This is a genomic window from Rahnella sp. Larv3_ips (assembly GCF_003697865.1).
In the GTDB taxonomy this organism is placed as follows: Bacteria; Pseudomonadota; Gammaproteobacteria; order Enterobacterales; family Enterobacteriaceae; genus Rahnella; species Rahnella rivi.
In genome coordinates this window covers 609,450-622,192 of record NZ_MJIB01000005.1, presented here as the reverse complement: position 1 = coordinate 622,192, position 12,743 = coordinate 609,450, and the positions used below count along the sequence as shown (strand labels likewise).

Genomic DNA, 12,743 nt, shown 5'->3' with positions numbered 1-12,743 from the left:
CTACACTTTTTAAGAACTACACATCATGAGTTAAACATCAGTAACAATCACAATAAAACGGACTCAGACAGGAGGTTTTACATGGGATAATTCTACAGTCAACGGTTTAAATATAATTCATTTTTAGAACGCTGTGCAAACGTATTACTCAAACTTACAATTCGTCTGAAGTTGTTCCTCTGGACATATCAATAATATCAAACTCAAGCCCTTCAGAGGTGACTGAGAATGTGACATTTTGCGTTGTGAATTCATCAGCATTAATGTCCAGGCATCCATTGAAAATCGTCCATTTGAACCTGTAACTCATTGAATATATGCTTTTGCCTGTTTGAGTTATAGACACGATTTCCATGGAATTCGGCTCATAACGGGCATTTTCAGAAAAATAAGATAAATCGCCAATTAAAGGTTCTTCAATTTCAGATAAAGAACGTTCAATAATCTCTTGTAACGTTTTAAGAGACGGATTTTGCCCATAAATATTACCGGGAATGATTTTCCGCACGCCTTTTATCCTCTAAACCTGTATCTCTTCATTATTACATACTTTGAGTATTCTGTGGATTTAGTGGAAAAAAAAATTTCCAATGCCTTTACGCATAGTCAGTTGATTTTCATCATGTTTAGGATATGTACATTATTTTTTACCCTTTTCTTACAGTTTTGGGGGACTTCACGCCGTTAAGAAACTGAAACAGTTCATGTATTGATAAAAACGCCTTCATGTGATGTTATATTATAACTATTTGGGGGCGCCATGACTAAAACACTCTTTACCATTTCTTCGCCACTACGCTGCATGGGGGTTTTGGCCGTGCTCGTTGTTCTCTGGACCGCAATTTACTGGGCGATTTCGCTACCATGATTTTCGTTAACAATCTTGAAGTCGGCTATGACCGCCGCGCTGTTGCGATGCCGCTAAGTGGACGATTTTTAACGGGTTCGCTGACGGCGGTGATTGGCGCTAACGGTGCCGGTAAATCGACTTTCTTAAAAACAGTGGCAGGCCTGCAACAGGCGATTACGGGAGATTTTACTTTCAGTCAGGGCCAGCGGCCGCGCCTGGCCTACTTACCTCAGCAGACTGAACTGGATCGCGGATTTCCCATCAGCGTTGTGGATCTTGTCGCCATGGGGTGCTGGCCGCAGAGCGGTTTATTTGGTGGTATTAACCGGCAGTCTGCGGCAAATGTTGCGCAGGCGCTGGAAACCGTTGGCATGACCGGAATGGAACATTACCCGGTAGGTTCGCTCTCCGGCGGACAACTGCAACGCACCTTGTTTGCCCGCTTGCTGGTCCAGCAGGCGCCCCTGATTATGCTTGATGAGCCTTTTACCGGCATTGACAGCCAGACCACCGCGCTGTTGTTAAATGTGATTGCGCAATGGCATCAGGAAGGTAAGACCGTCATCGCGGTTTTGCATGATATTTCTATGGTAGCGCGGCATTTTCCTGACGTGCTCTACCTCAGTGCTCAGCAGAATCTGTGGGGAAGCGCCCGCGAGGTTCTGAGCCATTTCCCCAACCCGTCGCATGCCTGTGTCTCGGTAGAACCTTTTGCTCTGGCGGCGGGAGTCGCAAATTCATGATGCTTTTCCATTTGCTTGCCGACCCGTTTATTGAATTCGGATTCATGCGCCGTGCTTTGATCGCGTGTATTGCGTTATCGATAAGCGCCACGCCTTTGGGTGTTTTCCTTCTGTTACGTCGCATGAGCCTGGTGGGGGATGCGCTTTCTCATGCCGTTTTACCGGGCGCGGCGATCGGTTATCTGATTTCGGGTATGTCACTGGTGGCGATGGGCATTGGCGGATTTATTGCCGGGTTAGCGGTCGCGATGTTATCGGGGCTGGTGAGTCGTAAAACGCAATTGAAAGAAGATGCCAGTTTTGCCGGGTTCTATCTCGGTTCGCTTGCCCTGGGCGTCACCTTGGTTTCGTTGCGGGGGTCGAGCGTTGACCTGCTGCATGTGCTTTTTGGCTCCATTTTGGCCATCGATTCTTCCGCGATGATCATGGTTGGGATCATCAGCAGCGCGTCATTACTGATGCTCGCCTGCATTTATCGCGCACTGGTGATTGAGTCTTTTGACTCGTTATTCTTGCGGGTCAGCGCCGGAAAATGGCTGGCGGTGATCCACGGCATTTTTCTGGCGCTGGTGGTGATCAATCTGGTGGCCGGTTTTCAAATCCTCGGCACGCTGATGTCCGTCGGGTTGATGATGTTACCCGCGGCCAGCGCGCGATTCTGGGCACGGGATTTACCTCACACTCTTCTGAGCGCGATGATTATCGGCATCCTCTCCAGCGTTGTCGGGCTGATCTGGTCTTATTACGCCTCATTGCCCGCCGGACCGGCGATCGTCCTCAGCGCAACGGTGATTTTCTTTATTTCAGTATTATTTGGAAGGCGGGGCGGGATGTTAACGGCCTCGCGTTGTTAGCAGTAAAACAATGAAAATGCAGTACCACAATTAAGGGGACATGATGAAAGTATTACCTGTATCACTCGCAGTAGCTGCCCTGCTGTCGAGCCCGCTGGCGATGGCGAAAACCGTGAATGCGGTGACCAGTTTTTCTATTCTGGGTGACATTGTTCAGGAGGTGGGAGGCGAGCACGTGAAGGTCACTTCGCTGGTGGGACCGGATGGTGATCCGCACAGTTTCGAACCCTCGCCAAAGGACAGCAAAGCCATCAACGCCTCTGATGTCGTTTTCGTCAGTGGCTTAGGGCTGGAAGGTTGGATCGATCGTCTGGTGACGGCATCGGGCTACAAAGGCCATCTGGTGACGGCATCTGAAGGTGTCAATTCCCGTAAAATGGAAGAAGACGGAAAGCAAATCACAGATCCACATGCCTGGAACAGTATGGCAAATGGTGTGATTTATGCGACTAACGTGATGAATGCGTTGATCAAAGCCGATCCGCAAGATGCTGATTATTTCCGTCAGCGTGGTAAGGCCTACATTGAACAACTGCAAAAACTGGATTCGTGGGCGAAAACCGAGTTCGCCGGCATTCCTCAGTCAAAACGTAAAGTGCTGACAAGCCATGATGCTTTCGGTTATTTCGGTCAGGAATACCATGTGAGTTTTATGGCGCCGGTAGGCTTTTCAACTGAATCGGAAGCCAGCGCCAGCGGTGTGGCGTCTTTGATTAAGCAGATCAAAGATGAGAAGGTAAAAACCTATTTCATCGAGAATCAGACCGATCCGCGCCTGGTGAAGCAGATTGCTGCCGCCAGCGGAGCACAACCGGGTGGGGAGTTGTATCCGGAAGCGCTGTCAGGGCCACAAGGCCCGGCAACGACTTACGTCAAAGCGTTCAAACATAACGTTGAGACAATTGTCGCCAGCATGAAATAAGAACTACCCTCCCCACGGTTTGTACGTGGGGAGATTTACATCATGTCTTAGCATAGAAAAAGCCCCGTCGGGCAAGCGACGGGGCTTTTGTTTTTTCAGGCGTAAGGCCGTATGAGACAGCGCTTAGCGTTTTTTCTTCTTGCCTTGCACGGCTTTAAACCGTGGATTGCTTTTGCAAATCACATAAATTCGTCCTTTACGACGAACAACGCGGCAATCCGGATGACGTTTTTTAGCCGAACGTAGTGAACTCAGAACCTGCATAAAAATTCTCCCTGATGCTGATTACTTCTTACCGAGGAAGCTGCCGAAACGCTGGTTGAAGCGTGCGGTGCTGCCTTCTTTTGAATACTCTTTCTGCTTGCCGGTGTAGTACGGATGCGATGCGGAAGACACTTCAATAGTGATATAGGGGAAAGTGACACCTTCCAGATCAATGGTACGGTCAGTCGAGATGGTCGAACCGACTTTGAAGTATTCGTTAGCGCTGGTGTCGTGAAATACAACCGTGCGGTAAGCAGGATGGATAGCGGGTTTCATAATGCCTCTAAATGTTATGTTATACTATAACAATAAGTATGCGCCCATCTGTTTTCATGTTCAAGCATCAGACGAAAAAAAAGGCCGCATAAGCGGCCTTTCGTCAGGGTAGGGGATCCGGTTACAGCGTCGGATGCTCTACTTTATGCGTATGTTCAATGTCTTCATTCTTCTTACCGAAGCGGCGGCGAACCACCACGAAGAAGACCGGAACAAAGAAGATCGCCAACAGCGTTGCCGTGATCATCCCGCCCATAACGCCGGTACCTACGGCGTTCTGAGAACCGGAACCTGCGCCGGAGCTGATAACCAGCGGCATTACACCGAGGATGAAGGCCAGTGACGTCATCAGTATCGGACGCAGACGCATACGGACGGCTTCCAGCGTTGACTCGATCAGCCCTTTACCTTCTTTATCCATGAGGTCTTTGGCGAACTCAACAATCAATATGGCGTTCTTCGCTGACAGCCCTATGGTGGTTAACAGACCCACCTGGAAGTAAACGTCGTTGCTCAGACCGCGCATCGTTGCTGCCAGAAGCGCACCCACAACACCGAGTGGAACGACCAGCATGACCGAGAATGGAATCGACCAGCTCTCATACAACGCCGCCAGACACAGGAACACGACAATCAGCGAGATAGCGTACAACGCCGGAGCCTGGTTACCGGATAAACGTTCCTGATAAGACAGACCCGTCCAGTCATAGCCGATGCCGCTTGGCAGTTTAGAAGCCAGAGACTCCATCATCGCCATGGCATCACCACTACTCTTGCCCGGAGCTGGCTGACCAAGGATTTCCATCGATGGCAAACCGTTATAACGTTCCAGACGCGGTGAACCGTATTCCCATTTCGCGCTGGAGAACGCGGAGAACGGCACCATCTGACCCGCGCTGCCGCGGACGTACAGATTGTTAATGTCTGAAGGCAACATGCGGTACTTGTTTTCAGCCTGCACGTACACTTTCTTCACGCGACCACGGTCGATAAAGTCGTTGACGTAGCTACCACCAATCGAAGCACCTAACGTGGTGTTGATGTCGGAAATAGACACGCCAAGCGCCGTGGCTTTTTCCTGATCAATTTCGATTTTATATTGTGGAGTATCTTCCAGACCGTTCGGACGAACCTGAGTCAGCAAGTCCGGATGCTCAGCAATCATGCCCAGCAACTGGTTACGTGCCTGCGTCAGTTTGTCATGCCCGAGGTTAGCCTGGTCAATCAGCTGGAAGTCGAAGCCTGTCGCCGTACCCAACTCAACAATTGCCGGTAAGTTGAACGGGAACACCATGGCATCTTTAATGGTGCTGAATGCGCCCATTGCACGGCCTGCAATCGCAGGAACTTTGTTTTCAGCGCCGCTACGCTCAGACCAGTCTTTAAGACTGACGAACGCGATACCGGTGTTCTGACCACGACCCGCGAAACCAAAGCCGTTAACGGTAAACACGGAGTTTACGTTGGCTTTTTCTTTCGTCAGATAGTAATCGCTGACTTCATCGAGCACTTTCTGTGTACGTTCCTGGGTTGCACCTGCAGGCAACTGTGCCATGGTCAGGAATACGCCCTGGTCTTCTTCCGGAAGGAAGGAGGTTGGCAGGCGAATGAACAGGAATGCCATGCCGACAACGATCAGCAGGTAAATCACCAGATAACGGCCCGTGCTGCGCAGAATGTTACCCACGCTGTCGGTGTAGTGGTGCGTACTTTGCTCAAATTTCTTGTTAAACCAGCCGAAGAAACCTTTCTTCTCGTGGTGCTCGCCTTTGGCAATCGGCTTAAGCATGGTCGCACAAAGCGCCGGCGTCAGAATCATTGCCACCAGAACCGACAGCACCATGGCAGATACGATGGTGATGGAGAACTGACGATAGATAACCCCGGTCGAACCGCCGAAGAAGGCCATCGGGATGAATACTGCGGACAGCACCATCGCGATCCCCACCAGTGCACCCTGGATTTGCTCCATGGATTTCTTGGTAGCTTCTTTCGGTGGCAGCCCATCTTCAACCATGACGCGCTCGACGTTCTCGACCACGACGATGGCGTCATCGACGAGCAAGCCTATCGCGAGCACCATCCCGAACATCGTCAGGGTGTTTATCGAATAGCCAAACGCAGAAAGGACGGCAAACGTACCGAGCAATACCACCGGAACGGCAATCGTTGGGATCAGCGTTGCGCGGAAGTTTTGCAGGAACAAGAACATCACCAGGAATACCAGGACGATGGCCTCGAACAGTGTTTTACCCACTTCTTTAATCGAGATTTTTACAAACGGCGTGGTGTCATAAGGATAAACAACTTCCAGGCCTGCCGGGAAGAACGGCTGCAGTTTAGCCAGCGTTGCCTTGACCGATGCGGCTGTATCAAGGGCGTTCGCGCCGGTCGCCAGTTTGATACCCAAACCGGAAGCAGGTTGTCCGTTGAAGCGGGCAATAACGTCGTAGTTTTCACCACCCAGTTCAATCTTCGCCACGTCTTTCAGGCGAACCTGAGAGCCGTCCTGATTCACTTTCAGAATGATTTTACCGAACTCATCGGCGGACTTCAGACGTGTCTGAGCCACGATAGAGGAGTTCAGCTGCTGACCAGGAACCGGCGGTGTACCACCGAGCTGACCTGCTGCAATCTGGTTGTTCTGGATTTTAATGGCATTGATGACATCAACCGGCGTCAGCTGGAAGTTGTTCAGTTTGTTCGGATCCATCCAGATACGCATCGCGTACTGAGCACCAAACAGCTGAACGTCACCTACGCCTGATGTACGGCTGACCGGGTCTTTGATGTTCGAACCCACGTAGTCGGCGATATCATCCTGCGTCATTGTGCCGTTATTAGAAATAAAGCCTGCGACCATCAGGAAGCTGCTGCTCGATTTCTCTACGGAAATACCCTGTTGCTGAACTTCCTGCGGCAGCAACGGCGTTGCCAGCTGCAGTTTGTTCTGAACCTGAACCTGTGCGATATCCGCATCGGTACCGGAAGCAAACGTAAGAGTGATCTGGACAGTACCTGAAGAGTCACTGGTCGACGACATGTACATCATGTTGTCGATACCGTTCATGTTCTGTTCAATAACCTGGGTGACCGTATCCTGAACCGTTTGCGCATCGGCGCCCGGATAAGTTGCGGTCAGCTGGATAGCCGGTGGCGCAACCGTTGGATACTGTGCGATAGGCAATTTAAGAATTGCCAATGCCCCTGCCAACATGATGATGATGGCGATCACCCATGCAAAGATGGGACGATCTATAAAAAACTTAGCCATGAATTACCGGCTCCTATTAAGACTTCGTCGCTGTATCGGATGCAGCTGCTTTTTGATCAACTTCCTGTGCAGTAACCTGTACGCCCGGCTTAATTTTTTGCAGACCTGTTACGATGACTTTATCGCCACTTTTCAGGCCATCGGTCACAACCCATTTATCGCCGATTGCTTGTGTGGTCGTCACGGTACGAAGCTCAACTTTGTTGTCAGCACCAATCACCATCGCCGTTGCATCACCACGTGGGTTACGGGTAATACCTTGCTGAGGAACCAGCAGAGCGTTGTTGTTTACGCCTTCATCCAGACGCGCGCGCACAAACATACCTGGCAGCAGTGAGTCCTGTGGATTCGGGAAGATGGCACGCAGCGTAATAGAGCCCGTGGTTTCATCAACAGTCACATCAGAGAATTCTAATGTACCCGCCTGTGAATATTCCTTACCGTTGTCCATCAGCAGTTTGACTTGTGCTTTACCGTTGGCTTGTTTCAGGGAGCCGTCAGCCAGTTCCTGTTTCAGACGCAGGAAATCGTTGCTCGACTGAGTCACGTCAACGTAGATAGGATCGAGTTGTTGCACGGTCGCCAGCGCAGTCGCCTGACCGTTTGACACCAGCGCACCTTCAGTCACAGACGAAATACCGATACGTCCGCTGATAGGGGAGGTGACTTTGGTGTAAGCCAGATTGATACGGGCGGTTTCGACGGCCGCTTTAGCACTGACCACGGCAGCATCAGCTTGCGCAGCGGTTGCGACTGCGGTGTCGTAATCTTGCTTACTGATGTAGTTGGTGCCGAGCAGAGGTTTGTAGCGATTCACGGTCACGCGGGAAATCTGTGCGTTGGCCTGAGCTTTAACCAGATCGCCTTTAGCGCTGTCATACGCGGCCTGATAAGTGGCTGGATCAATTTGATATAAAGAGGTGCCAGCTTTGACTTCGCTGCCTTCAACAAAGTTGCGTTTCAGAATGATACCGCCAACTTGCGGACGTACTTCAGCAATGCGGAAAGCAGCAGTACGACCTGGAAGTTCGGTAGTCACATTCAGCGGTTCAGTTTTCAGGGTAACGACGCCAACCTGCGGAGCATGGGGTGCGCCTTGTTGAGCTTCTTTATCGTTACATCCTGTAAGTGCTATGCTTCCGGATAGCATCAGAACTACCGCCAGAGGCGTTAACCCTCTGTTTTTGTTCATAAATAAACCTCAAGTGTCCGATTTCAAATTGTCCAATGGATCACAACATTCCAAATCCATTGCTGCGCTTTTAGTATGTGCATGCTATGTTACATACATTCAAGAATGTATGTAAATCAAACTCCCCTGAAAGATAAACCTATGGCACGAAAAACCAAATCACAGGCGCTGGAAACCAGACAACAGATTCTGGATGCTGCTGTGCGAGAGTTTTCTGCCCGTGGGGTATCGTCGACATCACTGACTGATATTGCGAATGCAGCCGGTGTGACGCGGGGCGCAATTTATTGGCATTTCAGGAACAAAGTAGAACTGTTTAACGCGATTTGGGAAGCCTATGAATCCCGTATAAAAGTGCTCGAAGTAGAGTATCAGACAAAGTTTCCGAATAATCCACTGCGCATTTTGCGCGAAATCTTAATTTACATTCTTGTTTCTACGGTGACCGATACACAACGTAAAGCACTGATGGAGATTATATTCCATAAATGTGAATTTGTTGGGGAGATGACGTCGGTACACGAAGCGCGCAAATCACTTTATATGGAAGGGTACGGTAAAATTGAACGTATTCTACTGCGCTGCATTGATGAAAAACAGTTGCCCGCCGAACTGGATACCCGCCAGGCGGCCATTATCCTGCGCGCTTACATCACGGGTCTGATGGAAAACTGGTTATTTATACCGGAAAGCTTTGATTTAGAAGCCAATGCCGGCAGATTCATCGATACCTATCTTGATATGCTTCGCCATTCCTCCTATCTCATTTCAACTAAAACGCCGCATTAATCATTTCTGTAAAAATAATAAGCCTGCAATCTTTATCCCTTATTCTATGTAAAATATCGCCCATCGCATGTTGTATTCTGAAACGCTTTTCCCCTTCCTTTCAAACTGAAGGCTGCTATTGTCGTCACCATCTATTCATTCGGTAAATGAGTTGAAGTTTACGTATGTTGATCCGGTTTCTGACTGCACCTTCTGACCGCACATTAACCCGGAAAAAACACGGGATAATTCGTATTTATTCGCTCATTATGTGCGCAGCACTTTTACTTTTCTCGCTTCCTTCTCTGGCGGCAAGTAACGATGTTCCCTCCCGCAATGAAGTGCAAAACCAGCTCGATGCCCTTAACCGGCAAAAAAATCTCACGCCGGTTGATAAATTGTCACAACAGGATTTGATTCACACCCTTGAGTATCTTGATGCGCTGGATCGCGTGAAGCAGGATGCCACGCAATTGCATCAGCAGGTGACCGAAGCGCCACAGAAATTGCGCGCGGCAATGGACGGGCTCGATCAACTCAAAAACAGCGCGAAAGACGACGTGAATAAAGCGCAGCTTTCTTCTCTGGCCCTGCGCCAGCTGGAGAACCGTCTTAACGATACCCTCGACGATCTTCAGTCTTCACAGGAAGATCTCTCGACGTTCAACACCCAGTTAATCTCCCTGCAAACCCAGCCGGAAAGGGTACAGAACGCCATGTATTCCTATTCCATGGCCATCCAGAAAATCCGTAATCAGCTTAACGGGATGTCGCCAGGGCAGCAGGATTTACGTAATACGCAGCAAACCATGCTGGTGACCCAGCAGGCATTGCTGAATGCGCAGATTGATTTGCAACGTAAAAGTCTTGAAGCCAACACCACGTTGCAAGATTTACTGCAAAAACAACGTGATTACACCAATGCGCATATTAATCAGCTTGAACATACCGCTCAGTTATTACAGGAGGTGGTGAACGGTAAGCGCCTGATCCTCTCCGAGCGCACCGCGAAAGAAGCCCAGACGCCGGACGACACCTCCAATATTCAGAACGACCCGCTGGTGGCGCAGGAGCTGGACATCAACCGCAAGCTGAGTGAGCGTCTGATTGCCGCGACCGAAGAGGGCAATCAGCTGGTGCAAAACAACATCACGGTGAAAAACTGGCTGGACCGTTCAGCGCAGGCGGAGCACGACCTGAAAGAACAGATTAACGTGCTCAAGGGCAGCCTCCTGTTGTCGCGAATCCTTTATCAGCAGCAGCAAAATACCATCCCGCCTTCAGGGCTGGTGACCGACATGAGTACGCGTATTGCAGATTTACGCCTGGAACAGTTCAAAATTAACCAGCAGCGTGATGCGCTTTTTCAGGGTGACAGCTACATTCAGGGCGTGGTCAGCAACAGTAAAGAAACCATTAATGAAGATATCAGCGACGCGTTAGATCAGATCGTCGATATGCGCCGTGAATTGCTGGATCAGCTGAATAAACAGCTCGGTAATCAGCTTTCGCTGGCGATTAATTTGCAGATTAATCAGCAGCAGTTGCTCAGCATCAACCAGTCTTTGACCGAAACGCTGACGCAGCAAATTTTCTGGGTAAGCAGTAATAAGCCGATGAACTGGGAGTTCATCAAATCGCTGCCCGGTGACGTCAAAAACCAGCTGAGCAGTCTGAGCATCAGCATTCCCCGTGGCGAGCTGATGCTTGGCGCGATTCACTCGTTGCCGGTCACCGTTCCGTTGCTGGTGGCGATCCTTGTGCTGCTGTGGCGAAGAAAATACATCAATCAGCGGATCGAAAGCCTGAGTAACGATGTCGGGCAGCTCAGGCGCGACAGCCAGATGCACACGCCGCAGGCGCTGTTGCTGATGGTGCTCAACGTGTTGCCGGGCGTATTACTGATGCTCGGTGTTGGCTACTGGTTTTCGCAGTGCGATATCGCACTCAACGACTTCTTATGGACGCTCTCGCAGCGGCTGGCCGTTTTCCAGCTGGTGATGGGATTCTGCTATCGCATACTTAAACCCGGTGGAATCAATGAGCGCCACTTCGCGATGCCCGCGACGACGTGCGCGCATTACCGCCGCTCGGTGATCCGCCTGAGTCTGGTGATGCTGCCACTGATTTTCTGGTCGGTGCGTGGTGAAAAAGCGCCGCTCGGTCTGGTGGATGACATCATCGGGCAGGTGGTGATTTTCCTGACGCTTATTGCGCTGACGGTGCTGGTCTTTCCGATCGCGCGCGACGGCTGGCGGGATAAAGACTCACACAGCATTCGTCTGGTCATGGTGACGGCCATCGCGCTGGCGCCGGCTTTCCTCGTCGGGCTGGTGGTCACGGGGTATTTTTACACCACGCTGCGTCTGGCCGGGCGCTGGCTTGACAGCCTGTATCTGCTGATATTCTGGAACATTATCTACCTTACTGCGCTGCGCGGACTGAGCGTGGCGGCACGGCGTCTGGCGTACCGGCGTGCGCTGGCACGGCGTCAGACCACGGCGGTCAAAGACGGCGTGGAAGGAAATGAACCGCTCGAAGAACCTCCGCTGAGGCTGGATCAGATCAACCAGCAGTCATTGCGACTGACCACCATGGTGCTGTTCTTTATTTTCGCGTCAGTGTTCTATTGGATCTGGTCGGATTTACTGACGGTCATCTCTTATCTCGACAGTATTTCGCTGTGGCATTACTCCGGCACGGTCGCGGGCACGGTGACACAGCAAACTGTGACGCTGGGGAATTTACTGCTCGGCTTCCTGGCGGTGATTGTCGCTTATGTGCTCACGCGCAACTTACCGGGCTTGCTTGAAGTGGTGGTTCTCTCGCGGTTGCAACTGCGGCAGGGCACCTCTTACGCGATTACGACGATCCTCACCTATTCGATCACGGTGATCGGTGCCGTGACTGCGCTCGGATCGCTCGGTGTTTCCTGGGACAAATTACAATGGCTGGTGGCCGCGCTGTCGGTGGGTCTTGGTTTCGGCTTACAGGAAATTTTCGCCAACTTCGTCTCCGGCCTGATCATCCTGTTTGAGCGCCCGGTACGTATCGGCGATACCGTGACTATCGGCAGCTTCTCCGGCACGGTGAGCCGGATCCGGATCCGCGCCACCACCATCACTGACTTTGATCGTAAAGAAGTGATTATTCCCAACAAAGCCTTCGTGACCGAAAGGCTGATCAACTGGTCGCTGACCGATACCGTGACCCGCGTGCTGATAAAAATCGGCGTGGCGTACGGGTCAGACCTCGACAAAGTGAAGGAGATTTTATTGCAGGCGGCGCATGAAAACCCGCGGGTAATGAACGATCCTTCGCCGCTGGTATTTTTCCTTAACTTCGGCGCAAGCACGCTGGATCATGAATTGCGCGTGTACGTCCGTGAATTGGGTGACCGCAGTTACACCGTCGATGAACTGAACCGCAGCATTGATAAACTTTGCCGTGAGAACGGCATCAATATCGCCTTCAATCAGCTCGAAGTGTATTTGCATAATCAGGACGGTAATGAAATTCAGGAAGTGAAGCGGATGATGAGGCAGCCGGGAGATGAACCGGACGCGGTCACGCAAGGTTAGGCAGGGAGTGCAAATCAGG

At 50.9% G+C, this 12,743-nt stretch carries 10 protein-coding genes; 5 read left to right on the top strand and 5 right to left on the bottom strand.

The window, feature by feature from the left end:
• Window positions 1-154 precede the first annotated feature (154 nt).
• Window positions 155-508 (bottom strand): hypothetical protein, encoded by a 354-nt coding sequence (locus ED901_RS11770; RefSeq protein ID WP_122095999.1) that lies wholly within the window; start codon window positions 506-508, stop codon window positions 155-157.
• A gap of 356 nt (window positions 509-864) precedes the next feature.
• On the opposite strand from ED901_RS11770, the gene ED901_RS11765 reads away from it, so the two are divergent.
• From ED901_RS11765 to ED901_RS11755, 3 genes are read left to right on the top strand one after another with little or no spacing between them, the layout of a single operon-like run.
• A complete protein-coding gene (locus tag ED901_RS11765) occupies window positions 865-1,593 on the top strand; it encodes a metal ABC transporter ATP-binding protein (RefSeq protein WP_205965092.1) in 729 nt (242 codons plus the stop codon).
• A complete protein-coding gene (locus ED901_RS11760; RefSeq protein WP_056771149.1) occupies window positions 1,590-2,447 on the top strand; it encodes a metal ABC transporter permease in 858 nt (285 codons plus the stop codon). The genes ED901_RS11765 and ED901_RS11760 overlap by 4 nt, the downstream gene beginning before the upstream one ends.
• A 43-nt stretch (window positions 2,448-2,490) precedes the next feature.
• Window positions 2,491-3,369 carry a metal ABC transporter substrate-binding protein gene (locus ED901_RS11755; RefSeq protein WP_056771151.1) on the top strand — a complete coding sequence of 293 codons (879 nt, stop codon included), beginning with the start codon at window positions 2,491-2,493 and terminating at the stop codon, window positions 3,367-3,369.
• Window positions 3,370-3,492: 123 nt separating this feature from the next.
• Here ED901_RS11755 and ykgO read toward each other — a convergent pair whose 3' ends face one another.
• The 4 genes from ykgO to ED901_RS11735 all read right to left on the bottom strand — a co-directional run bounded on the left by ykgO (window position 3,493) and on the right by ED901_RS11735 (window position 8,375).
• Window positions 3,493-3,633, bottom strand: a complete 141-nt coding sequence (gene ykgO / locus ED901_RS11750; protein WP_015698299.1) for a type B 50S ribosomal protein L36 — start codon at window positions 3,631-3,633, stop codon at window positions 3,493-3,495.
• A 21-nt stretch (window positions 3,634-3,654) separates the two neighbouring features.
• Window positions 3,655-3,909 (bottom strand): type B 50S ribosomal protein L31, encoded by a 255-nt coding sequence (locus ED901_RS11745; protein WP_056771154.1) that lies wholly within the window; start codon window positions 3,907-3,909, stop codon window positions 3,655-3,657.
• 121 nt (window positions 3,910-4,030) lie between these two features.
• Window positions 4,031-7,183 carry a multidrug efflux RND transporter permease subunit AcrB gene (gene acrB, locus ED901_RS11740; RefSeq protein ID WP_122095997.1) on the bottom strand — a complete coding sequence of 1,051 codons (3,153 nt, stop codon included), beginning with the start codon at window positions 7,181-7,183 and terminating at the stop codon, window positions 4,031-4,033.
• 16 nt (window positions 7,184-7,199) lie between these two features.
• Window positions 7,200-8,375: an efflux RND transporter periplasmic adaptor subunit gene (locus ED901_RS11735; RefSeq protein ID WP_056771160.1), complete on the bottom strand. Its 1,176-nt coding sequence runs from the start codon at window positions 8,373-8,375 to the stop codon at window positions 7,200-7,202.
• A 141-nt stretch (window positions 8,376-8,516) separates the two neighbouring features.
• Here ED901_RS11735 and acrR point away from each other — a divergent pair, with 141 nt between their 5' ends.
• Window positions 8,517-9,164, top strand: coding sequence for a multidrug efflux transporter transcriptional repressor AcrR (gene acrR / locus ED901_RS11730; RefSeq protein ID WP_122095996.1), 648 nt, complete (start codon window positions 8,517-8,519; stop codon window positions 9,162-9,164).
• Window positions 9,165-9,328: 164 nt separating this feature from the next.
• Window positions 9,329-12,724 carry a mechanosensitive channel MscK gene (mscK, locus tag ED901_RS11725; protein ID WP_122095995.1) on the top strand — a complete coding sequence of 1,132 codons (3,396 nt, stop codon included), beginning with the start codon at window positions 9,329-9,331 and terminating at the stop codon, window positions 12,722-12,724.
• The last annotated feature ends 19 nt before the right edge of the window (window positions 12,725-12,743 follow it).